Source organism: Pseudomonas sp. Z003-0.4C(8344-21), from assembly GCF_900104975.1.
Lineage (GTDB): Bacteria > Pseudomonadota > Gammaproteobacteria > Pseudomonadales > Pseudomonadaceae > Aquipseudomonas > Aquipseudomonas granadensis.
Genome location: NZ_LT629756.1, coordinates 2,500,412 through 2,519,578, shown reverse-complemented (window position 1 = coordinate 2,519,578; position 19,167 = coordinate 2,500,412). Strand labels below are relative to the sequence as shown.

32 protein-coding genes are annotated in these 19,167 nt (G+C 58.2%); 22 read left to right on the top strand and 10 right to left on the bottom strand.

The window, feature by feature from the left end:
• The first annotated feature begins 233 nt into the window (after positions 1-233).
• The 12 genes from BLU24_RS11625 to BLU24_RS11580 all read left to right on the top strand — a co-directional run bounded on the left by BLU24_RS11625 (position 234) and on the right by BLU24_RS11580 (position 5,942).
• Entirely contained in the window at positions 234-512 is a 279-nt protein-coding gene (locus tag BLU24_RS11625; protein ID WP_093100249.1) for a hypothetical protein, read from the top strand.
• Complete coding sequence (locus tag BLU24_RS11620) at positions 509-937, top strand: hypothetical protein (protein WP_093100246.1); 429 nt, start codon at positions 509-511, stop codon at positions 935-937. Before BLU24_RS11625 ends, BLU24_RS11620 begins: the two co-directional genes overlap by 4 nt.
• Complete coding sequence (locus BLU24_RS11615) at positions 934-1,149, top strand: hypothetical protein (protein WP_093100243.1); 216 nt, start codon at positions 934-936, stop codon at positions 1,147-1,149. The genes BLU24_RS11620 and BLU24_RS11615 overlap by 4 nt, the downstream gene beginning before the upstream one ends.
• On the top strand, positions 1,146-1,316 hold the full coding sequence (locus BLU24_RS27775) for a hypothetical protein (RefSeq protein ID WP_172833266.1): 171 nt from the start codon (positions 1,146-1,148) through the stop codon (positions 1,314-1,316). The genes BLU24_RS11615 and BLU24_RS27775 overlap by 4 nt, the downstream gene beginning before the upstream one ends.
• On the top strand, positions 1,313-1,438 hold the full coding sequence (locus BLU24_RS28085) for a hypothetical protein (protein ID WP_269458777.1): 126 nt from the start codon (positions 1,313-1,315) through the stop codon (positions 1,436-1,438). Before BLU24_RS27775 ends, BLU24_RS28085 begins: the two co-directional genes overlap by 4 nt.
• 163 nt (positions 1,439-1,601) lie before the next feature.
• Positions 1,602-2,102, top strand: a complete 501-nt coding sequence (locus BLU24_RS11610; protein ID WP_093100241.1) for an HNH endonuclease signature motif containing protein — start codon at positions 1,602-1,604, stop codon at positions 2,100-2,102.
• A 39-nt stretch (positions 2,103-2,141) separates the two neighbouring features.
• Complete coding sequence (locus BLU24_RS11605; RefSeq protein WP_093100238.1) at positions 2,142-3,266, top strand: hypothetical protein; 1,125 nt, start codon at positions 2,142-2,144, stop codon at positions 3,264-3,266.
• 10 nt (positions 3,267-3,276) lie between these two features.
• The gene (locus BLU24_RS11600) at positions 3,277-4,035 is read left to right on the top strand and encodes an ERF family protein (protein ID WP_093100235.1); all 759 of its coding nucleotides are present in this window, start codon (positions 3,277-3,279) and stop codon (positions 4,033-4,035) included.
• Positions 4,032-4,799, top strand: coding sequence for a lambda exonuclease family protein (locus BLU24_RS11595; RefSeq protein WP_093100233.1), 768 nt, complete (start codon positions 4,032-4,034; stop codon positions 4,797-4,799). The genes BLU24_RS11600 and BLU24_RS11595 overlap by 4 nt, the downstream gene beginning before the upstream one ends.
• Positions 4,796-5,137 carry a hypothetical protein gene (locus tag BLU24_RS11590; protein WP_093100230.1) on the top strand — a complete coding sequence of 114 codons (342 nt, stop codon included), beginning with the start codon at positions 4,796-4,798 and terminating at the stop codon, positions 5,135-5,137. The genes BLU24_RS11595 and BLU24_RS11590 overlap by 4 nt, the downstream gene beginning before the upstream one ends.
• A 1-nt stretch (position 5,138) precedes the next feature.
• On the top strand, positions 5,139-5,495 hold the full coding sequence (locus tag BLU24_RS11585; protein ID WP_093100227.1) for a hypothetical protein: 357 nt from the start codon (positions 5,139-5,141) through the stop codon (positions 5,493-5,495).
• Positions 5,496-5,579: 84 nt separating this feature from the next.
• Positions 5,580-5,942, top strand: coding sequence for a hypothetical protein (locus tag BLU24_RS11580; protein WP_093100225.1), 363 nt, complete (start codon positions 5,580-5,582; stop codon positions 5,940-5,942).
• Here the strand turns inward: BLU24_RS11580 and BLU24_RS11575 are convergent.
• The gene (locus BLU24_RS11575; protein ID WP_093100223.1) at positions 5,939-6,256 is read right to left on the bottom strand and encodes a hypothetical protein; all 318 of its coding nucleotides are present in this window, start codon (positions 6,254-6,256) and stop codon (positions 5,939-5,941) included. The two genes, BLU24_RS11580 and BLU24_RS11575, sit on opposite strands and share 4 nt — an antisense overlap.
• A gap of 100 nt (positions 6,257-6,356) precedes the next feature.
• On the opposite strand from BLU24_RS11575, the gene BLU24_RS11570 reads away from it, so the two are divergent.
• Positions 6,357-7,103: a hypothetical protein gene (locus tag BLU24_RS11570; RefSeq protein WP_093100221.1), complete on the top strand. Its 747-nt coding sequence runs from the start codon at positions 6,357-6,359 to the stop codon at positions 7,101-7,103.
• A 6-nt stretch (positions 7,104-7,109) separates the two neighbouring features.
• On the opposite strand, the gene BLU24_RS11565 is transcribed toward BLU24_RS11570, so the two are convergent.
• Entirely contained in the window at positions 7,110-7,769 is a 660-nt protein-coding gene (locus BLU24_RS11565; RefSeq protein WP_093100219.1) for a hypothetical protein, read from the bottom strand.
• A 97-nt stretch (positions 7,770-7,866) separates the two neighbouring features.
• On the opposite strand from BLU24_RS11565, the gene BLU24_RS11560 reads away from it, so the two are divergent.
• Entirely contained in the window at positions 7,867-8,514 is a 648-nt protein-coding gene (locus tag BLU24_RS11560; RefSeq protein WP_177344120.1) for a hypothetical protein, read from the top strand.
• A gap of 303 nt (positions 8,515-8,817) precedes the next feature.
• Here BLU24_RS11560 and BLU24_RS11555 read toward each other — a convergent pair whose 3' ends face one another.
• Together BLU24_RS11555 and BLU24_RS27985 are read right to left on the bottom strand one after the other, a co-directional pair.
• Positions 8,818-9,081, bottom strand: a complete 264-nt coding sequence (locus tag BLU24_RS11555) for a hypothetical protein (protein ID WP_093100216.1) — start codon at positions 9,079-9,081, stop codon at positions 8,818-8,820.
• Positions 9,082-9,232: 151 nt separating this feature from the next.
• Positions 9,233-9,532 carry a hypothetical protein gene (locus tag BLU24_RS27985; protein ID WP_093100213.1) on the bottom strand — a complete coding sequence of 100 codons (300 nt, stop codon included), beginning with the start codon at positions 9,530-9,532 and terminating at the stop codon, positions 9,233-9,235.
• 168 nt (positions 9,533-9,700) lie between these two features.
• On the opposite strand from BLU24_RS27985, the gene BLU24_RS11545 reads away from it, so the two are divergent.
• From BLU24_RS11545 to pbpG, 6 genes are all read left to right on the top strand, one after another.
• Positions 9,701-10,027 carry a hypothetical protein gene (locus BLU24_RS11545; protein WP_093100210.1) on the top strand — a complete coding sequence of 109 codons (327 nt, stop codon included), beginning with the start codon at positions 9,701-9,703 and terminating at the stop codon, positions 10,025-10,027.
• A 363-nt stretch (positions 10,028-10,390) separates the two neighbouring features.
• On the top strand, positions 10,391-10,708 hold the full coding sequence (locus BLU24_RS11540) for a hypothetical protein (protein ID WP_093100207.1): 318 nt from the start codon (positions 10,391-10,393) through the stop codon (positions 10,706-10,708).
• Between the two features lie 51 nt (positions 10,709-10,759).
• A complete protein-coding gene (locus tag BLU24_RS11535) occupies positions 10,760-11,143 on the top strand; it encodes a hypothetical protein (protein ID WP_093100205.1) in 384 nt (127 codons plus the stop codon).
• Positions 11,144-11,186: 43 nt separating this feature from the next.
• Positions 11,187-11,435, top strand: a complete 249-nt coding sequence (locus tag BLU24_RS11530) for a hypothetical protein (protein ID WP_093100203.1) — start codon at positions 11,187-11,189, stop codon at positions 11,433-11,435.
• A gap of 228 nt (positions 11,436-11,663) precedes the next feature.
• Entirely contained in the window at positions 11,664-12,857 is a 1,194-nt protein-coding gene (locus BLU24_RS11525) for a tyrosine-type recombinase/integrase (protein ID WP_093100201.1), read from the top strand.
• A gap of 132 nt (positions 12,858-12,989) precedes the next feature.
• Complete coding sequence (pbpG, locus tag BLU24_RS11520) at positions 12,990-13,928, top strand: D-alanyl-D-alanine endopeptidase (RefSeq protein ID WP_093100198.1); 939 nt, start codon at positions 12,990-12,992, stop codon at positions 13,926-13,928.
• A gap of 51 nt (positions 13,929-13,979) precedes the next feature.
• Here the strand turns inward: pbpG and BLU24_RS11515 are convergent, their stop codons facing one another.
• From BLU24_RS11515 to BLU24_RS11505, 3 genes are all read right to left on the bottom strand, one after another.
• Positions 13,980-14,186 carry a hypothetical protein gene (locus BLU24_RS11515; RefSeq protein ID WP_090284499.1) on the bottom strand — a complete coding sequence of 69 codons (207 nt, stop codon included), beginning with the start codon at positions 14,184-14,186 and terminating at the stop codon, positions 13,980-13,982.
• Between the two features lie 11 nt (positions 14,187-14,197).
• A complete protein-coding gene (locus BLU24_RS11510) occupies positions 14,198-14,401 on the bottom strand; it encodes a DUF6021 family protein (protein WP_090284500.1) in 204 nt (67 codons plus the stop codon).
• A gap of 90 nt (positions 14,402-14,491) precedes the next feature.
• Positions 14,492-15,163 (bottom strand): hypothetical protein, encoded by a 672-nt coding sequence (locus tag BLU24_RS11505; RefSeq protein WP_093100195.1) that lies wholly within the window; start codon positions 15,161-15,163, stop codon positions 14,492-14,494.
• Positions 15,164-15,395: 232 nt separating this feature from the next.
• Here BLU24_RS11505 and BLU24_RS11500 point away from each other — a divergent pair, with 232 nt between their 5' ends.
• Positions 15,396-15,563, top strand: coding sequence for a hypothetical protein (locus BLU24_RS11500; protein WP_172833265.1), 168 nt, complete (start codon positions 15,396-15,398; stop codon positions 15,561-15,563).
• Between the two features lie 244 nt (positions 15,564-15,807).
• Here BLU24_RS11500 and BLU24_RS11495 read toward each other — a convergent pair whose 3' ends face one another.
• Positions 15,808-16,557 (bottom strand): TerC family protein, encoded by a 750-nt coding sequence (locus BLU24_RS11495; protein WP_093100192.1) that lies wholly within the window; start codon positions 16,555-16,557, stop codon positions 15,808-15,810.
• Positions 16,558-16,587: 30 nt separating this feature from the next.
• The gene (locus tag BLU24_RS11490; RefSeq protein ID WP_090284505.1) at positions 16,588-16,830 is read right to left on the bottom strand and encodes a hypothetical protein; all 243 of its coding nucleotides are present in this window, start codon (positions 16,828-16,830) and stop codon (positions 16,588-16,590) included.
• Between the two features lie 133 nt (positions 16,831-16,963).
• Here BLU24_RS11490 and nhaR point away from each other — a divergent pair, with 133 nt between their 5' ends.
• Positions 16,964-17,863, top strand: coding sequence for a transcriptional activator NhaR (nhaR, locus tag BLU24_RS11485; RefSeq protein WP_093100189.1), 900 nt, complete (start codon positions 16,964-16,966; stop codon positions 17,861-17,863).
• On the opposite strand, the gene BLU24_RS11480 is transcribed toward nhaR, so the two are convergent.
• Positions 17,858-19,015: an MFS transporter gene (locus BLU24_RS11480; protein WP_093100186.1), complete on the bottom strand. Its 1,158-nt coding sequence runs from the start codon at positions 19,013-19,015 to the stop codon at positions 17,858-17,860. The two genes, nhaR and BLU24_RS11480, sit on opposite strands and share 6 nt — an antisense overlap.
• Between the last annotated feature and the right edge of the window lie 152 nt (positions 19,016-19,167).

Below are 19,167 nucleotides of genomic sequence, written 5' to 3'. Positions count from 1 at the left end.
ACAGAGCCTAGCGTTTTATACCGCCCAACCCTCTCCATTGATGGAACCAGGTGGTGCGCTCTGTACGGCTCAGATATGCAAACCGGAGTAGCGGGTTTTGGTGACTCGCCATCCGAGGCGATGTGCGACTTCAACCGGAACTGGTTCACGCCTACCCCGAACTCGCCAAGCGGTATTGCCCGAGCCGCGAAGATCGCTGCCCGTTCCGCCTAACCCAAACACTGGAGGTCGTCATGCACAACTGCACTGACACACAAGCAGTTTGCCGAGGTTGCGGGCTGAAACTGCGCGGCTCGCCATCGTGGAAAGGCGGCCTCGCCTATCACCCCGAGCCGAAAGGTGAAGTCCACCGCTGTCATTACGGCGGCTGGGTCTGCTCGCGGCGCTGCGACATCCGCGCCTGTGTCGAGCTGGAAGGAACCATGCCTGGCTGCGGCGGCGTGAACAGTTACCAGCGGCTGTCCATTTACGCAAAACAGAGCATTGAGCGCCATTGGCCGGAGGTCGCATGAACGCAGCACTGAAACTCTGTCAGGCCAACTTCGACGCTCAGTTGCCTCCGGCGGTGAGCGAGTCGGACGAGGATCGGGAATGGCTGGAAAGCGCCGCTGAACAGCTGGTGTGCGGCTCGGATGTGGAATGGAAGCGCCGGCGCGGCCCGGTGCGGAGGGTGACCTCAGCGCAGTACGCCGAACACCTTCAGCATCACCTGAATCAGCGGCAGATCGACGGGTTGGATGATCGCGACTCGTTCGCCAACCTGGTGTTGGCCGTCGTGGTTGGCAGTCCGGCCGAGGCGCTGACCCACGCCAAGCACCTGCTGGGCACGGACAGCCCGGTCACCGAGCTGGAAGCGATCGCCGCCGACCTACTCCGCCCGCACGCCGCCGACGCGGTCGCCGCTGAGCGAGAAGCTGCCGAGGACGACGCGTTATGAGCAACCAAGTAGCACTGGCCCGGCTGGACCTCGAAATCGCGAAGATGCGCAAATCCTGCACTCCGGTGCCGGATCGCACCTACGTCATGGGCATGATCGAAATGGCGGAGTTCGCCCAGATCATCGACACCCGCACCGCCAATCGTTATCGGGATGCGCTGGACGCCAAGTTCGTCGAGCGCAACACGCATCTGAAAGGAGTTTCGGCATGACAACCCATCTGGTGAAAACGCTTATCGATGAGCAACTGGAGGAGATTGCACGCAGCCTCGCAGTTGTCGGCGCTGGCATCCCTCGCGAGCTTCCTGTTTCGGCGCTCCCTCCTCCACTGGTGGCAGCCATCAAACAAGGCCGCATCGCTGTGAGGGCTCGCCAATGAATCTCCTGTACTGGTTTCTCGTCGTGATCCTGATTGCCGGCGCAGGCGCCTACGGCATCGTGAAAGACGGCCAGGATACTTGCCAAGTGCCGCGCTCCACCACCTACAACGTTTTCCGATGACCAGCCGGCAGTTGGCCCGCCGCATCCTCATTCGGCGCGGATCGTTCCGTGTCCTCGCGATTTACACCTTCCTGATGCTGCTCAGCGCCCTCGCCGATCGCATCACCTCCTGACTTTCAACTTCAAGCGCTGCGCACGTCGCGGCATCAGACCGGTATTGCCCATGGAAATCACGCAGGCTCGGTTGAAAGAGCTTTTTATCTATGATCCTGAAACCGGTCACTTCACGCGGCGGGTCAAAGTGTCCAACCAGCATGCCGGAACAATCGCTGGCGGGGTCAACAACTCCGGCTACGTGATGTTGCGGATAGATGGTAAGCGGTGCATGGCTCACCGAGCCGCCTGGCTGTACATGACGGGCGAGTGGCCAGTTAATGAGATCGACCACATCAATCGCAACGGCTTCGATAACCGATTCGCGAATCTCAGGGATGTAACGCACCTAGCCAACTTGCACAACCGATCCAGCGGAAAGGCTGAAGCTGCGGAGCCCCATGTTTACTGGGATGGCCGCAAGGGTGGCAGATGGTGGGGCTGTTTCACTTTCTGCGGGAAAAGCCACTACACCGGCAGCTCCAGAGACAAAGCCACCGCGCAAAAAATGCTTCAGGACAAAGTTACCGCGTTTTATACCGCCCTACCGCCAGTGCAAACCCCTTCTTAACTCATTCATGCGGCCCGCACGGATCGCAGGAGCATAGCCATGTCCGCACAACAGCAAGTCATCAAGATCGACGACATCAGCGAAGAAAACGCACCAGCCATCTATGTCGCCGGCGGCCTTGGCCAGTTCTTCGACGCGGTAGCTGCTGAGGTCACCGCAGAGGTTCCAGACCTGACCACTCGAAAAGGCCGCGAGCGTATCGCCTCTCTGGCGGCAAAGGTCAGCAAGTCGAAGACGGCCGTGGAAAAGCCTGGTCGCGATTACCTCAAGCGCCTGAAGGAAATGCCGAAGGTGGTGGAGGCCGAGCTGCGCGACTTCGTCAACAAGATGGACGCGCTGCGCGATGCCACTCGCCAGCCGCTGACAGACTGGGAACAGAAAGAGCTGGCCCGGACGGATGCGCACGTCGACGCCATTCAGCGCATCAAGGACCTAGTGACTTTCGACCAGTCACCAACTGCCGGTCACGTCGCCAACATCATCGCCGACCTGGAGCAGCTCGAAATCAGCGAAAGCTGGGAAGAGTTCTTGGCCGATGCCGCCCAGGCGAAAGACCAGACGTTGATCAAGCTGCGCACCCTGCACACCGAGCGGACGCGGTACGAAGCCGAGCAGGCTGAACTGATCCGGTTGCGCGCCGAAGCCGAAGCGCAGGCCCAGCGCGATCGCGATGCACAAATCGCCCGGGAGGCAGCCGAAGCCGAACGTCAAGCCGCTGCGCGCCGCGAACAGGAACTGCGCGAACAAGCAGCGGCAGCACAGCGCGCGGCCGAACAGGCCGCCCGTGATGCTGAAGTGGAAGCCGAACGCCAGCGCCTACAGCTTCAATTGCAGGCAGAGCAAGCCGAACGCGCCGCTGCCCAAGCAGAAGCCAATCGTATCGCCGCCGAACAACGCGCCGAGCAAGAGCGTATCGCCGCAGAACAGCGGCAAGCTGAAGCCGTAGAGCAAGCCCGCCTTGCCGAGGTTGCTCGCCAGCAGGCCGAAGCGAACGAAGCCGCTCGCCAGCAGCGGGAGCGCGAAGCCGATCAGGCCCACAAAGTGAAGATCATGGGGGCAGCCAAAGAGGCGCTGATGTCGATGAACATCACCGAAGAGCTGGCCAAGGCCATCGTTCTGAAGATCGCCCGCCGGGAAGTCCCGAACGTCACTATCCACTTTTGAGGAGGCCAGCATGTCCACCGAAATCATCATGCCGGAGCAACGCCGGCAAGCCGTCGTACCGATCTCGACGGACAACAGCATCATGGCGGTCATCAGCCGGGCCGCCGCCGATCCGACCTGCGATATCGAAAAAATGGAGCGCCTGCTCGCCATGCACGAACGCATGCAGGCCAAGACAGCCGAGCAGGAATTCAACGCGGCTATGGCCGAGATGCAGTGCAACATCCCGACCGTGTTCGAGGGTGCGGTGAATCTGCACACCGGCAACTCTTACGCCACGCTCGATCACATCACTCACACATTGAAGCCGATCATGCAGGAGCACGGCTTCGCCATTACCTTCAAGGTTGAAACCGAAGACAAGGTGATCAAGGTCACCGGGATCCTGATGCACCGAGGCGGACACCGCGAGCAAACCACCATGACTTTGCCAGTCGATATCGGCAAAGGCAGAAACGAAGTTCAGGCGGTCGGCTCGTCTACCACGTACGGCAAGCGCTACGTCATGTGCGCCCTTCTCAACATCACCACAGGCGAAACCCGCGACGATGATGGGCAGTCGGCGGATGGTTCGGATACAGATGACATGCGCGCCCAGGTCGTCGAAGACATCCTCGAGCGTGTCGGGCAAACCACTACACCGGACGAACTGAAAGACGTCTGGCAGGCGAGCCTGAAAGTTCTGCAAGCATCGGGTGACACCAACGGTTATTCCACAGTGAAGACCGCCGTCACCGTCCACAAAGCCAAGCTGGAGGCGCCTCAATGATCGTCCTCAACTGCACTCAGGGCTCCGCTGAATGGCTGCAAGGCCGCGCCGGAGTCATCACAGCAAGCATGTTCAGCACCGCCCGATCCAAGGTGAACGGGCTCACCGCCCAGCAGCGGAAGTATGTCGACGCGATCCTGGCCGGCCATAGCGAAAGCAAGGCTCGCGACCTAGCTGGCTACAAGGCCGGGCCGAAGGCCGAAGTCGTGCAGCGCGCTCTCGATGGAGAGAAGGTCGGCGAGCCTTCAAATGCCGCACTCACCTACGCCTTCGAACTGGCCGTTGAACGGATCGGCGGCGCGCCGCTGGATGGTGGCTTCGAAACGTGGCAGATGCGCCGTGGCCACGAACTGGAGCCCGAAGCCCGCATGGAACACGAAATTCAGACAGGCCTGATCGTTACACAGGTTGGGCTAGTAAAAACTGACGACGGCGTGTTTGGCGCCAGTGCAGACGGGTTCATCGGCGACGACGGCGGTTCGGAGTACAAATGTTTCCTTTCGCCTGACAAGCTTCGCGCTTTCCACATCGACAACGATGCCAGCGAAGTCATCGACCAGGTGCAGGGCTGCATGTGGATCACCGGCCGCAAGTGGTGGCATATCGGGATGTACTGCCCTCTCCTGAAACCCGTTGGCCGCCAGCTCTGGCTGCAAGAGTTCAAGCGCGACGACGACTACATCGAACAACTCGAAGAAGACCTCTGGCAGTTCAAGCTGCTGGTGGACGGCTACGAGGCAAAGCTCCGGAGTAAAGCGGCATGAGATGGGACGCCCATAAGGCAGAAGAGCCTGCAATTGCCAAAGCCCTTCACCGGTTTGCTGACGCAGGGATCTTAGCCGCGTCCAAGGCGCTGCACCGCTCCACTCGCTCACTCAACCGGATCGCCAGCGAGCACGGCATTGAGTTCACGACCTGCACCGCCAGGACGATGGAATCCCGTCGCCAAAACAGGGCCTCAATGGTCGCTCAGATAAAGGCTTTAGCCGGCACGCGATCTCAAGCTGAGATCTGCGCGGCGCTTGGGATTACTCGCGCCGTTCTTCGGGAGCTCGCCGAAATCTACGAAATCAACATCAACAGTCGCTCGAAAGGTGCCTGATATGGAACAAGCATTCGTTGAAGCCGCAAAGCGGCAAAGTGGACTGGAGGCGGCGAAAGCTGCCTTCTTCGCATCTGGAGGTACGGCACAGCGAATCCCTACCGGGATCGGAAAGGACAGTCCAGGCATAGCAGCGGTAGTCAAAACGCCTTACGGCTACAGGAACATCGAAGCGCAGAAGGCTAAGGGAGGCCGCATGATCACCCAAGAGGATCGAGACAAAATCGCCGTCGATCTTATGAACTGCAAGGCAGCCGGAATGACGCGCAATAAAGCCTGCAAGCATATGGGCATCAGCACGACACTCGCCCGGAAGATCGTCGCGGACTACTCGCTCGATTACCCGACGAAAGCCTGATGCGCAGATTCAACACTCGCACCCAACAACGCAAACGACAGACCTGGCTGGACTTGCCGGCCAGCGGAATTGAAGAGGCAGGCCATGGCCGAAGTAACGGAGCCGACGAAGGAAGCGATCAAGCAGAAGAAAAAGCGCGAGAAGGCTGCAGCAAAGGACGCTGCATTGGGAGTCGAGAAGTTTACGGTTGAGGTCGCCGGCGTGTTCAAGACAGACCTCAAGCGGGTCATGGCCGCCCACGGCATCAACAACCAGCAGGAGATTTACCAGCTGCTCCTGATGAACCTGATCGACGCCGACTTCGATACCCAGTCCAGGATGTTGCGATGTGTCACGACACCATTTGTTGTTACCGAAAAGGTGTCGCGACTGATCAGGGAGGCTGGCATAAAGTCGCTCGCCGACGATCCGCCAGAACCTGAGGACGAAATAATCAGAACCGCTTAAAGCTCAAGATGCGGCAGTTCTTCATCAATAACAGCCTCAGCTTTCAGCATTGCGGCGGTTGCGTACCGGAAATAAATCTGGAGATCGTTATAGTCGAGACCAGCTTTTCCATCCTGGATCTCCCGACAACGAAGTAGTGCAACCTCGATAAGTCCGTGATCCAAGACATTATCTGCGACCTCCCCACCTTCGGCTTGGCTAATTCGACGGGCCAACTCGACAACTTCATTGAGCTTGCTATCTGCTGCGACGCGGCCTTGTAAATTGTGCTCACCAATTTTGTGCCAAACCTGATCGACGATTGATTTTTTCACAGCTCACTCCTTGATCCGGCTCCATGCCGGGCCGAACACAAATACCCCACTTCTACGAATCACGCCAGCCGGCGAGGCAATCGGCTGCCTGGAGAACACTATGCCGATCATGGTCAGCTACGGCGCCGGCACCAACAGCACCTCAATGCTGGTCGAAATGGTGCGGCGCGGCGAACACGTTGACGTCATCACGTTTGCCGACACCGGAGGCGAAGGTGACTGGACGTATCGCTATCTCACCATGTTCAGTGAATGGTTGGTCGCTCACGGCATGCCGGCTATCACTATCGTAAGGAAAGGCGGCATTCCTGAAACACTCGAGCAAAACTGCCTTCGAATGAAGATGCTTCCCAGCGTGGCCTACGGCTGGAAATCCTGCTCGCTGAAATTCAAGGTAGAGCCTCAAGAGAAGTTCGCCAACAACTGGCAGCCAGCCAAGGATGCCTGGGCCGCCGGCGAGAAGGTGATCAAGTGCATCGGTTATGACGCCGGCGAGCCGCAGCGCGCCAAATTCGACGAGGATAAGAAATACAAATGGCGTTACCCGTTAATCGAGTGGGATATGGGGCGCGACGAGTGCATCGAATCGATTCGCGCCGCCGGCCTACCACTGCCGGGAAAGTCATCCTGCTTCTTCTGCCCCAACAGCAAGATCCCCGAAATTCTGGCACTGCCACCCGAGCTGAAGCTTCGCGCCATTGAGATGGAAGCGAACGCTGACCTGACATCGATTGCAGGCCTTGGCCGACGGTGGAAATGGGCCGATCTACTTCGCTCTCATGAGCAGCAGATGGATATGTTCGATCAGCCCGCTGACATGCCTTGCGGTTGTTACGACGGAGAATAAGCGCTATCACTTTCCAGCCTTCGCCTTCTCCCACTCTTGCTTGAGAATATGCTGGCACCATTCCACAACGTGTTGGCATGGTTTTTTTGCGGATCCTCCAGACCTGTCGCACTCGATTGCTGCTTCATCTACTGCTTTCAGAAGTTCTTTTGAATCAACTTCATCAGGATTCAGGAGCAACTCTATTTTGGATTTTAACCTCGCAACTTCCTTCATCGCTTGGATGTGTGCGTTAACCCAATCGATATGCATCTGGTGAGCGAGTTGTGGCTCGGCTTTTAATTTATAACTATAGTTCGATTGCGCTGAATCCCAGTAGATGTTGAGTCGCTGAACATTGAAGGCCTCAGAAACGAAGCAAGAGCATGTGTCGCGCAGATCGTTTATCCAGGCTTGACGACTCGCCTTAAGCGAATTCTTTTCTGCCACTGACTCTTGACTGGAGATAGTCTTATTTGTGGAATTTTCCTGATGAGCGATCGTTTTTAGCAAATCTTCGGCCTGCTGCCGTGCGTTGTTATTCGACGTGCGAACTGACAACCACGTTCCTAAGCCAAAAATAACGACCGTTACAACGAAGCCAATCAACGTTGGGTAATCAACACCCGTCTCAACGACAACCTTCGGGATCTGCTCAAGGTAAACCACTGACGTTTCGTAATTCATACCTACCTCATCGTAAATCGATAAACCCTAACTCGCCGCAAAGCAAATAGCCACACCACCCTCCACCGCCCGGGCATGCCCCGGCATAGGACGCCCCATGCCCACAGAAAACATACCGGCCGAGCCATTGCCGAGCTTGGCGACTGGCGCCGCCCTTGATGCTTCGACTTGGACCGACTTCGTCAAACGCCTTCGTTATCACTGCAACGGCGCCGGCGTTAAGTGGCACCACACCGCCGCTGCCATCTTCACCGTGCAGACCAAGCGAATCGATTACGGCTACGAAATCGACTACGCCGAAGGGCGAGTCGTGTGCCTGGAAGATCGGTCGTGGTTCAGCCCGAAAGAATACTGGGACGATCTCGACGACGAGGAGCGCGCAGAAATCGACGAAGCGCTGATGGCTGATCGGGAATGCAGCTTCATGGATATGGACGAGTACGACCAGTGGGAATATCTCGCCGAGTGCGATGACCACACCGTCACTGGCTGGAACAAGCGCTGGGAGATCGTGAACAGCCACTTCACCCGCGAGGCCGCCGAGGCCTTCATCCGACGCAAGCAGCACGACTACGGCGAAATGCGCGTCTACGTCGAATCGCAGTACTACGCCTGGGAGTTCGAAGCGATCAAGGAAGCGATCCTCGACGGCACGCTGACCTACACGCCGAAGACGGTTGTGAATGCCCATGATCTGGTAACGAGAGAGGCTGTAGGGGCGACTGGGCGAGGATGTGACCAGTGAACCAAGGCGTTGAGTTACTAGCCCAGAGGAAGGGAGTTGTTTAACTCGCAGCTAACTACTTCGGTTCACTAAATCACTGCCCACAGCTAAAGGGCGCACTCCAATGACTTGATAGAGCGCCAGCCGCACGATGCAATTCAACAACCCAACTCTGAATTACGTGCGCGACATGTCATGTCTAGCACAACTCTCGATCTCGTCCAGGATCGATTTCAAAACTTTCTACAACAAGCCAGCCGCTATGAATATTCAATCCACGACGGCAAGATCGCCAACGAAAGCAGCGTTGGAAAGCACGGGGAGTCAAAGGCTTGATGAGCTGGAGGGCGTAGGCTCGCTGGCACCGTCCGTTGATCGGCCATCAAGGGCAGGCATCGGATCAACTTGAATTCCAATAAGGAGGGAAGCCCAAGCTTCATATGCTTGCTTGTGGCGGAGCACGGCTTCATCCCACCGGCTGCCGGTCACTTCGCGTGAGACCACCAGCATCATGAGGTGGTTATTGGTTGCGTCGAGTTCAACCAACAGGTGATGGGCATTAAATCGAAAATCATCGGTAGAGGGCATAGCGTCACACTGGTCATTAGATGGCTGTCAAAGAGCGACGTCCTTTCCGCGCATGACATCATTGTGACATCGGTCTAGCGATTGCCGTGAAGAGTCAGACGGCCGGCATCCTGACCGCTGGATGTCAGCCGCAACAGCGAGCAGTCGACTGCTATTTTGATGCGACTGCTGGACGGTTTTTCGAACCTTGATCAAGAGCTACCTGACGAGCTCGCTCAACACCCCAAGCTAAAGCACAGGTCATCGATTCGCCCGCGCCAGGGCAAACAGCCTCCTCATGCATAGCCACGCCATCGGACGCGTAAACCCCGATGAACAACTGTGTCTCGCCGGTGCGCGACAGCCTGACCTGAACGTCGATGTGAGTCCCGTTACTCAGCGTTTCATCATGCATCCTGTTGTGAAGCTCAGGATCTGCCCACGCCCAAAAGATATCGCCTCGATGCCTCATATTGCCCTCCTGCCCGTTTATTGAGAGGGTGTTAACACAGCCCCAAAGATAGACCCTTTCGCGTGAAGCGCAACGGCGCCGAACGGTAACACCAAGCTCCCTACCCCAGCCATCTGGTTCCTATTCCCTAAATCATTTCTCCGCCGCTATAGCGGCAAGGACGAAGTCATGCCTGAAGAAATCGTTTTGATCCAGCCAGCCCCTGTCGTCCGCGATGAAATGGGCTCGTTTCAGCATCCCAACATGCCCGACTTTGACGAGGGTGATGGTGACAAATGCAAAGCCTGGGTAGCAGCGCAGGGTTTGAAGGTTGCACAAGTGGCGCTTGAGTACGCCGACGAAGCCGTTGCCGATCGCTACTTCGAAGCAGGCGATCCAGATTTCAGCTACTGGGAGCCAGAACGACCCGAAGGCGAAGGCTGGTTCTGCCTAGCAATTCACGACACCGACGACGGCCCGGTCTGCTGGTGGGCACGCCGCGAGGTGACGCCATGATCGCCCTCGCCTGGTTCGCCTACGTGTACTGCTACAAGGGGACGCGGTGATGAGAAGTGTTCGCCGATTCGTAGATGATCCATCAGCCGAATATGGATTCCGTTCTGTTCCAGCAACCTATGAGGACGCCGAGAAAATTACCGGCTTCCGTTTGGATCGTCGCATCAATTACTCAATCAGCGCCGAGGGGGAAGTTGAACAGGAAAGCTGGTGCACCCTGGATTGCTCCGGATGCAGCTGTGGCTGCGAGGGTGGCTGCAGCTGCGGTCCTTCAGCGGGATGCAGCGAATGTGGTTACACGGGCAAGCGGCGGCATCACTTTGGCTTTCCGCCGTCGCCGCCTAAGGCATCGAGCGCTACCCGATGAACCGCATGGTCAGCGTCCGCACCGAGGAACTGACCGGCCCGGCGCTGGACTGGGCAATCGTCGCCATCGAGGGTGATCAGCAGCCGGAAGCCGGACAGATGGATCTCTTCGCACTGCCCGACGTCGAGCGCCTCATCACGAAGTACGGCGTCTGGGTCGACGTTGGCCACCGGCACCCTTGGCTGGCCGACATGACCAGCGACCCGTTCAACCGCCAGCCCGGCGAAACCCGGACCATCGCAGTGTTGCGCGCCGTGGTATTCGCCATGCGCGGCGCCGCGGTGAAGATCCCCGCCGAACTCATCCAGCAGTAACCCCCGACCACTCAACAGTCTGCCGCCCTACCGCGGGCGAGGAATGCACACATGCCCGAAATCACCTGTGAGCATGGCCACAAGCAAAGCATCGGCACTGACGCATGGGTCGCCACGCTGACCCTGGACCAAATGCGCTACGCCCGCGACCAGATGGCCGAGAAGATCAAAGCGGCCGAGGCGCTGCCGAGACGCACTATCTGGCGCGTATGCAATGGCAGCATTTGCGTGGGCAACTACCGCGAAGAGGACTTCGAGAAAGCCGCCAATCACCTGCTCCGCATCTTCAAAGAACCATTCATGGCGGAGGCAGCGGAGTACGTTGCCAAGCCCTACGGTACCGAAGTATTCAGGCGCCAGCTGCCGAGCATCGAAATCGAGCGGGTCACTCAGCACGAATACGACACCGAGTGGTTCCCCGCCAAAACCGTATAACCAACTCAACAGCCTGCCGGTGTACGGCGGGCGAGGAATTCGAATGCCCGAATTAACGTACGACCAGAAGCTGGTGGATTACGCGACGGCGCCGAAAGCATCGGCCGGCACCATCTGCCAGATCGAGAACGGCGACTTTGTGAAGCACTGGTGCGGCAAGCTGCGCGGCAAGTTCATCCAAGTCGGCCCCACCTGGAAGGCCTCCAGCAAACAGCAAGCAATCGAAAAAGCTCGAGAGTTTCGAGAGCAGTGCCGGGCAGAAGCAAAAGCGAAAGGCTTGCTGCCTGCATAACCCATCACCACCTTCTGCCGCCACGCGCGGCATGGAGCCTGCTATGTCCGAAAACGAAGAAACCGTCGAAACGTACCCGTTCGACAAGGTGCCTGAGGAGCGCATGGCCGCTCTGATCGGTACCACCAAGCGCGCACTCGAAGGTAAACGGGCACGCGGAATCATCCCCGAAGGCGTCTGGAATAAGATAGACGGCCGCGTTTTTTATAGCATCAGGAGATATGAAGCATGGCAAGAAAGCCAGTGGGCCTGCCCCGAGGAGTTGAATTTGCTGGCCAGTCTGTCCGTATCCGGTTCACTTGGAACGGCGAGCGGCGGTGCGAAACCCTTGCCCATCCCCAGACGCCAAAAGGGATCAAGGCGGCCGCCGATCTACGCGATCAAGTAATCAGCCTGGCCAAGCATGGGGTTCTGGACGAGAAGCGCTACGCCGAATTGTTCCCGAACTCCAGCTACGCCGCCGTGGCCACCGGCCTTACTTTCGGTGAATACGCCCAGACTTGGATCGACGGCCTTGAGATCGTTCCAGGCACTCGCCGGAACTACAAGGGCACCGTCAACAATTACTGGATGCCGGAACTGGCCACGGTACCCATGACCACTATCACCCCGATGCTGTTGCGTCGGGTGATTGCCGAGACCACATGGGAGAGCTCGACCGTGAAGCGCACGGCGATCTCGCGAGTGAATGCCTTGTTCAAGGCTGCGGTGCGGGATGAGGTAATCGAAAGGAATCCGGCGACGGCGATCAAGCTCCCTGGCAAGGCCAAGAAAGTGATTGATCCCTTCAGCGTGGAAGAAGCGGACATGATCATTGAGTGGATGTATGCCAACTTCACTTCGAGGGCGGCACAGATCTACGCGGCCTACTTTGAGTTCGCGTTTTACTGTGGCATGAGGACGGGAGAGCTTAGGGCTCTGCGATGGGATGAGATCGACATGGATAAGCGCGTTGCACACGTCTGCCGGATCGTTGTTGATGGGAAGGTCGAGGAGCGCACGAAGACCAAGCACGCCCGCACGGTGATGTTGAACAGCCGAGCCATGCACGCGCTGAAGCGCGCCAAGCGAATTGCCGACGCCCGACTCAACCAAGTTCGCCGCAAGCGCCAGTCGTCGCCGTATGTCTTCCCGCCTTCCGGCAGTTCGGAATACATCCTCGGCGCGACCACGCCGGGCGGCCACTTCACCAAGGCACTGGAAGCTTTGAAAATAAAGCCACGCAGTCAGTACAACTGCCGTCACACTTACGCCACAATGTGCCTCATGGCGGGCATGAACCCCGCGTTCATCGCAGGACAACTCGGGCACAGCGTCCAGGTGTTACTGTCCACATATGCTCGCTGGCTGAGCTCAACTACCGACTGGTCTGAAGTCGGGAAGCTGGAAAGCCAGATTGGTACAAAATTGGTACAGGCTTAAATTTATTTCATATTTCGCCCTTTGTTTACGGGCGGCTATAGCTTTCTTAGCACATACTCCTAGAATGCGACGCTTTGAAGAAATAACCCGTTACAAACTAACGGAATATCCAACCTTTATGAGTTCGCCCGCGTGAAAATTCGTCTTTCGATCCTGAGCCTGTTTTTTGCATTTACAGGCACATTCATCACGCCAACGATCAACGCTGCGGAAACCACGGCTGCCCCACGCGATGCCTCGACCCTGAAGATTGCCTCCGGCAGCGCCCTGCTCATGGATATGCAGACCAACAAAGTCATCTACTCCAGCAACCCTGACGTGATCGTGCCGATTGCCTCCGTCAGCAAGTTGATGACCGGACTGGTGGTGGTTGAAGCGCGGCAGAACATGGACGAATGGATCAATGTCGATATCAGCAACACCCCGGAAATGAAGGGTGTGTTCTCGCGAGTCAAACTCAGGAGCGAACTGCCGCGCCGCGAAATGCTGCTGATTGCCTTGATGTCCTCGGAAAACCGCGCGGCTGCCAGCCTCGCCCACCATTATCCGGGCGGCTATGCCGCGTTTATTGCGGCAATGAACGCCAAGGCCAAGATGCTGGGCATGACCAGCACGCATTTCGTCGAGCCAACCGGGCTGTCAGAGCGCAACGTTTCCACTGCGCGCGATCTGAGTAAATTGCTGGTCGCCGCGCACAAGCACCCGTTGCTGAGCCAGCTCAGTACCACCAAGGAAAAAACCGTCGCCTTCCGCAAGCCCAATTACACCCTGGGTTTTCGCAACACCGACCATCTGGTCAACAAGGCTGACTGGGACATCATGATCACCAAGACCGGCTTCACCAATCCTGCTGGTCATTGCCTGGTGCTGGTGACCCGAATGGCCAACCGCCCGGTGGCGCTGGTGATCCTCGATGCATTCGGCAAGTACACGCATTTTGCAGACGCGAGCCGCATTCGCAGCTGGGTGGAGACCGGTCGCAGCGCGGCAGTGCCGGCAGTCGCGCAGCAGTACAAGGCACAGAAGAATCTCAAGTCGCGCCAGAGCGGCGTGGTTGAAGCGTCCAAATAGCTGTCGCACAGGAAAAAGCCCCGATTTTCGGGGCTTTTTAAGTCTGCCTAATCAGTCGTTGGGCAGCGGCATCCTGTCGTCATCGGGGATGCCATCGCCCGCAGCCGGATCTCGAGACGGCTCGGGGGTCAGCACATTCGGCCTCGCCAATGGGTCACGCATCGGACTGTCCGGATCGAGCACCGGGTCGACGTCTGACTCGGGCGTGGTCGGCACGCTGTCCGGTTTCTGGTCATCGAAGCTTGAATCGGTACTCATATGCACCTCGCTCAGGGTTTCAGATCGCCCAACGGGTCGTAGGCTTTGCCGGGCTTGCGCTGCGCATCGTCGGGCTTTTCATCCAGCGGAGCCTTCGCGGGGCCGATCGGATCGACTTGCGGATCTTCAAGGTCGGGCGAATCCGGATCAAACCCCAGATCATCGCCAGAGGAATGTTCAGATGAATGTGGGCCTTTCGGGGATGAATCTGCCATGTGCGCCTCCTGGTGCGCCCGCAAAATCACGGGCTCTACGCATAGGAGGCGAGCCGGACGCAGTCGTGCCCGGCAAGTGACGAACGGACCTCAATGTGCCGCCAGCGCCTTGCGCGCCTGCGCCGCTTCGTTTTCCTGACCGGCCTGGGCCAGCGCATCGGCTGCTTTCAGCCAGCGCTGCTGGTCAACGGCTGCAGGGATCTGCGAAGGCTTCTGGATCAGAATGGCCCAGCCGCCGGACTTTTCCAGCGCCGACTCGAAGGCACTGAAACCCATCAGTTGGCGACGGTTCATCCCCGCGCGCAACAGCACGTTCTGCTTGTTGCGATCGTAGCCGGAGAGAATCGCGTAGCGCGGCTCGGCCCAGAAGGCCGAACCTTCGCTGAAGCGCACCATCACCGGATAACCGGCAGCTACTTGGGTCAACAGCGCTGGCAGATTACTGTCCAACGGATAGACCAGCATGCCGTACTCGCGGGCGAGGTTTTCCATGTTGCGCTGCAATTTGTCTTCGGCGCCCGGCAACTGCAACGGTTTTTCCAGCAGGCCAGGGGTAATCACGATGCCTTGCTGTGACAGCAAGCTGGCCAGCACCTGCGGCCCGCTCTGATAGGCTTCGCCACGATAGAACGTGCCGCTCAACTCGACCCGCTCCGGCAGACGCTTGACCTCTGGCGCCACAGTGCCTGCGCAACCGGTCAAAACTGCCGCACCGACGGCAATGAGCAGCGCCGCACGCACTCGGGAAAATAGCTGGACCATCATCACTCTCTGTTCAGACGCCGGTCATCGTGTTCCGGCAACGCTGCGATCATAGGGCCGTGACCGCCTGCGGTATAGCCTTTACCCGCAGACGAGGCGATTGCATAGAGCGAACTGATTGGTCGCCAGCGACCTTTGGTCAATAGCCTGAAACACCCCATTGGCTAGACTGTCAGTGAAACAGAGCGAATTGAAAAGTGTGCGCCCGCTGCAGGGCGAAGAGGAGGCACTGATGAGCCTGACCATGACCATCGTGATGTTGATTGCCGGCTGGCTGGCTGTGGCGACCGCCATGTTGTGGGGGGTGTTGCGGATTTCGCGGCGGCATCATCATCCGGTGCAGACTGCGCCAACTGAGAAAAGCGAAGAGCATCGTGGGCGGCATGTGACGGCGCACTGAAGATCAAAAGCCCCTCTCCCTAGCCCTCTCCCGCGGGGAGAGGGAACTGACGGAGCTGTTCTCGCAAGTTATGCCGACCTGCACTATCGAGCCGAACTCATTACTTGAAAAGCCCTCAAATCGGCTCCCTCTCCCTCGGGAGAGGGCTGGGGTGAGGGGCTGGCGTCACATCGCACCACCCATATCAAAGCGAAAAAAAACCGCCTGAGCCCAAAAGCCCAAGCGGTCTTTACGCTGTCAGCGCTTACGCTTGCTGAGTAACTTTCTTCTGTTTAGCCCGACGCGACATCATGTTCAACACCTCGATACCCGCCGAGAACGCCATCGCCGCATACACATAACCTTTCGGTACGTGGGCGCCGAAACCTTCGGCGATCAGGGTCATACCGATCATGATCAGGAAGCCCAGGGCCAGCATCACCACGGTCGGGTTGTCGTTGATGAACTTGGCCAGCGGGTCAGCTGCCAGCAGCATCACCAGGACCGACACCACCACCGCAATGATCATGATCGGCAAGTGTTCGGTCATGCCGACAGCGGTAATGATGCTGTCGATCGAAAACACCATGTCGAGCATCAGGATCTGACCGATCGCGGCAGCGAAGCCCAGGGTCACGGTCGAGGTCGCGGTCTTCGGATCTTCCGGAGCCGGGTCCATGCTGTGATGGATCTCGGTGGTGGCTTTCCACACCAGGAACAGACCACCGGCAATCAGGATCATGTCCTTCCAGGAGAACGCATGGCCAAGGATTTCGATCACAGGCTCGGTCAACTGCACGATGAAGGCGATGGTGCTCAACAGCGCCAGACGCAGGATCAACGCCATGCCGATACCGATGCGGCGCGCCTTCTGCCGATGTTGCTCAGGCAGCTTGTTGGTCAGGATCGAAATAAAGATCAGGTTATCGATGCCGAGCACGATTTCCATTACCACCAGTGTGGCCAAAGCAACCCAGGCGGTGGGGCTGGCGGCGAGTTCTAACAGATATTCCATGGGTCAGTCCTGACTCTGTGTAAGACGGGGTTAGATAGTCTTGGAGGAAGATTCGGATTCTTCCGTTTCTTTTTCCGGTGTTTCTTTTTTCTGAATCAAGCCACCGGTGGCATCGCTGAGCGCTTGCTCGGCGGCTTTATGGGTATCGTCGATCGCTTGCTTGGCAGTTTCAGCGGCCGCGCCCATCAATTGCTGGGCGCTTTTTTCGGCCTGGTCGCAGCCTGCCAGAACCAGTAAAGACGCAAACATCAGCGCAGGAAATGTGTATTTCATAATGATTCCTCGAATAAACCAGAGCGGCACGCAGAGCAGCCGTCGATGGCTGGGCATTCTAGGGAGACGAACACTTCAGGAAAATTCGTATTTTTAGCGGCTATACTTCGGTTTTCACGAACTGAAGATCGCCATGCTCAATTACCGTCAACTGCATTACTTCTGGGTTGTCGCCAAGACTGGCAGCATTGTGCGCGCCTGCGAGCAACTGAACCTGACCCCGCAAACCATCAGCGGGCAGATCTCCCTGCTTGAACAGACCTACGGCATCGAGTTGTTTCGTCGTGTCGGTCGACAGCTGGAACTCACCGAAGCCGGGCGCCAGGCCCTGCCCTACGCCGAGCAGATGTTCCAGCTCGGCGGCGAACTCGAGTTGATGCTGCGCGCGCAGCCCAACGAACAGCAGATCCTTTTTCGCGTCGGGGTCGCCGATGTGGTGCCCAAATCCATCGTTTATCGTTTGATCGCGCCGACCATGGAATTGAGCGAACCGCTGCGCATCACCTGCCGCGAAGACAAACTCGAACGCTTGCTGGCGGATCTAGCGATCCAGCGTCTCGATCTGGTGATCTCCGACAGCCCGATGCCTTCGCACCTCGACATCAAGGGCTACAGCCAGAAACTCGGTGAATGCGGGATCAGTTTTTTCGCCACCGCCGAACTGGCCGCGACATACGGTCAGGACTTCCCGCGCAGCCTGCACAGCGCCCCGCTGCTGATTCCCGGCGCGGAGACCGTGGTGCGCAGCCGTTTACAGCGCTGGTTTGCCGAACAGCAGATCCAGCCGCAAATCGTCGGCGAGTTCGATGACAGTGCGTTGATGCAGGCGTTCGGCCAATCCGGCAGCGGAATTTTCATTGGTCCGAGCGTGATTGCCGATGAGGTGAAGCGCCAGTACGGCGTCGTGTTGATTGGCCAGACCGACGCGGTGACCGAGTCGTTCTATGCCATTTCCGTGGAGCGCAAGGTCAAGCACCCCGGCATCGTGGCGATTACCGAGGGTGCCCGACGCGAGCTGTTTACCACCTTATGAAGCGCAGGCCTCGCGCGGCTTCAAGGTCATCAGGACCATGGCGAGGAACACCGACAGCAGAATGAACCCGGCAGCGGCAAAACCGAGGAAGCCCAGGCCCGCGCTGTCGATGACCCGACCGCCGATCATCGCGCCCAGACCGATGCCCAGATTGGCCCCGGCGATGTTCAGCGAGGCAGCAAAGGCAGGCGCTTCCGGTGCGGCTTTCATCAGCCGCACATGGCTGACCAGGAACAACGCCGCCTGGGTCACGCCCCAGATCGCCATCGCCACCGCCAGGCCCAACGGCGAATGAATGTTCGGCACCAGCGAGACCATGCCGGCGATCATGAACGCACAGAACAGTACCGAAGCGCCGAGCGGGTGCCGGTCCACCGCACGGCCGCCCAATGAGTTGCCGATCAGCCCGACCGCGCCGAAGCCCATCAGGCACCAGCCGACCACGGTGCCGTTGAACCCGGCCAGACGCTCAAGGATGTCGGCCAGATAGGTGTAAGCGGTGAACATGCCGCTGAACACCAGGATCGACAACAGCACATGGCCGAGCATCAGCGGGCTGCGCAGGATCTTGAACTGCGAACGGAAGCTGACTTGATGCTGATGCAGGCTGGTTTTCGGCAGGTAGACGAATAGCAGTAGAGCCTTGGCAAACGCGACCACCGCGAGAATCGCAAACGCCGTACGCCAGCCGAAGGCGTCGGAAATCAGCGTGCCGACCGGGATGCCGAACACCGTGGCGCAGACAATGCCAAAACCGATCTTGGCGATAGCGCGGCCGGCGAAATCCGGGCCGACAATATCGACCGCGGTTTCGCTGGCCAACGCCCAGAACACCGGCAACCCCAGCGCCGGAATCAATCGGGCAACGGCCATGACCCAGATATTCGGCGCCAGTGCCGCAACGGTATTGGCCAGACCGAACATGATCAGAATGCTGATGAACAACTTGCGTCGCTCGAAGCGGGCGAAATACGCAGTCAAAAATGGCCCGAACATGGCCACGGTAAAAGCGAATAAAGTCACCAGCAAGCCAGCCTGAGGGATAGTGACTTCGAGATCGCGGGCAATCGCCGGCAACAGGCCGACGATGACGAATTCCGTGGTCAGCACCGTAAATCCGGCGGCGGACAACAGAAGAATAGGCAACAGCATGCGCAACTCCAGAAAAACGACGACACCAGCGTTGGCCTTGCGGCCCGCTGGCGAAATTTGAAAATGAGGATGGCGCAGCTTACCAGAGAGTGCCCCGAGCTGACTTGCACAAACCTGTCTGATTGGCCAAACAAACAGGTGGCAGATCGTCA

Bases quoted from the DNA above. Each gene is read 5' to 3' on its own strand.
- BLU24_RS11625 (WP_093100249.1), top strand. From the start codon at position 234: ATGCACAACTGCACTGACACACAAGCAGTTTGCCGAGGTTGCGGGCTG.
- BLU24_RS11620 (WP_093100246.1), top strand. From the start codon at position 509: ATGAACGCAGCACTGAAACTCTGTCAGGCCAACTTCGACGCTCAGTTG.
- BLU24_RS11615 (WP_093100243.1), top strand. From the start codon at position 934: ATGAGCAACCAAGTAGCACTGGCCCGGCTGGACCTCGAAATCGCGAAG.
- BLU24_RS27775 (WP_172833266.1), top strand. From the start codon at position 1,146: ATGACAACCCATCTGGTGAAAACGCTTATCGATGAGCAACTGGAGGAG.
- BLU24_RS28085 (WP_269458777.1), top strand. From the start codon at position 1,313: ATGAATCTCCTGTACTGGTTTCTCGTCGTGATCCTGATTGCCGGCGCA.
- BLU24_RS11610 (WP_093100241.1), top strand. From the start codon at position 1,602: ATGGAAATCACGCAGGCTCGGTTGAAAGAGCTTTTTATCTATGATCCT.
- BLU24_RS11605 (WP_093100238.1), top strand. From the start codon at position 2,142: ATGTCCGCACAACAGCAAGTCATCAAGATCGACGACATCAGCGAAGAA.
- BLU24_RS11600 (WP_093100235.1), top strand. From the start codon at position 3,277: ATGTCCACCGAAATCATCATGCCGGAGCAACGCCGGCAAGCCGTCGTA.
- BLU24_RS11595 (WP_093100233.1), top strand. From the start codon at position 4,032: ATGATCGTCCTCAACTGCACTCAGGGCTCCGCTGAATGGCTGCAAGGC.
- BLU24_RS11590 (WP_093100230.1), top strand. From the start codon at position 4,796: ATGAGATGGGACGCCCATAAGGCAGAAGAGCCTGCAATTGCCAAAGCC.
- BLU24_RS11585 (WP_093100227.1), top strand. From the start codon at position 5,139: ATGGAACAAGCATTCGTTGAAGCCGCAAAGCGGCAAAGTGGACTGGAG.
- BLU24_RS11580 (WP_093100225.1), top strand. From the start codon at position 5,580: ATGGCCGAAGTAACGGAGCCGACGAAGGAAGCGATCAAGCAGAAGAAA.
- BLU24_RS11570 (WP_093100221.1), top strand. From the start codon at position 6,357: ATGCCGATCATGGTCAGCTACGGCGCCGGCACCAACAGCACCTCAATG.
- BLU24_RS11565 (WP_093100219.1), bottom strand. From the start codon at position 7,769: ATGAATTACGAAACGTCAGTGGTTTACCTTGAGCAGATCCCGAAGGTT.
- BLU24_RS11560 (WP_177344120.1), top strand. From the start codon at position 7,867: ATGCCCACAGAAAACATACCGGCCGAGCCATTGCCGAGCTTGGCGACT.
- BLU24_RS11555 (WP_093100216.1), bottom strand. From the start codon at position 9,081: ATGCCCTCTACCGATGATTTTCGATTTAATGCCCATCACCTGTTGGTT.
- BLU24_RS27985 (WP_093100213.1), bottom strand. From the start codon at position 9,532: ATGAGGCATCGAGGCGATATCTTTTGGGCGTGGGCAGATCCTGAGCTT.
- BLU24_RS11545 (WP_093100210.1), top strand. From the start codon at position 9,701: ATGCCTGAAGAAATCGTTTTGATCCAGCCAGCCCCTGTCGTCCGCGAT.
- BLU24_RS11540 (WP_093100207.1), top strand. From the start codon at position 10,391: ATGAACCGCATGGTCAGCGTCCGCACCGAGGAACTGACCGGCCCGGCG.
- BLU24_RS11535 (WP_093100205.1), top strand. From the start codon at position 10,760: ATGCCCGAAATCACCTGTGAGCATGGCCACAAGCAAAGCATCGGCACT.
- BLU24_RS11530 (WP_093100203.1), top strand. From the start codon at position 11,187: ATGCCCGAATTAACGTACGACCAGAAGCTGGTGGATTACGCGACGGCG.
- BLU24_RS11525 (WP_093100201.1), top strand. From the start codon at position 11,664: ATGGCAAGAAAGCCAGTGGGCCTGCCCCGAGGAGTTGAATTTGCTGGC.
- BLU24_RS11515 (WP_090284499.1), bottom strand. From the start codon at position 14,186: ATGAGTACCGATTCAAGCTTCGATGACCAGAAACCGGACAGCGTGCCG.
- BLU24_RS11510 (WP_090284500.1), bottom strand. From the start codon at position 14,401: ATGGCAGATTCATCCCCGAAAGGCCCACATTCATCTGAACATTCCTCT.
- BLU24_RS11505 (WP_093100195.1), bottom strand. From the start codon at position 15,163: ATGGTCCAGCTATTTTCCCGAGTGCGTGCGGCGCTGCTCATTGCCGTC.
- BLU24_RS11500 (WP_172833265.1), top strand. From the start codon at position 15,396: ATGAGCCTGACCATGACCATCGTGATGTTGATTGCCGGCTGGCTGGCT.
- BLU24_RS11495 (WP_093100192.1), bottom strand. From the start codon at position 16,557: ATGGAATATCTGTTAGAACTCGCCGCCAGCCCCACCGCCTGGGTTGCT.
- BLU24_RS11490 (WP_090284505.1), bottom strand. From the start codon at position 16,830: ATGAAATACACATTTCCTGCGCTGATGTTTGCGTCTTTACTGGTTCTG.
- nhaR (WP_093100189.1), top strand. From the start codon at position 16,964: ATGCTCAATTACCGTCAACTGCATTACTTCTGGGTTGTCGCCAAGACT.
- BLU24_RS11480 (WP_093100186.1), bottom strand. From the start codon at position 19,015: ATGCTGTTGCCTATTCTTCTGTTGTCCGCCGCCGGATTTACGGTGCTG.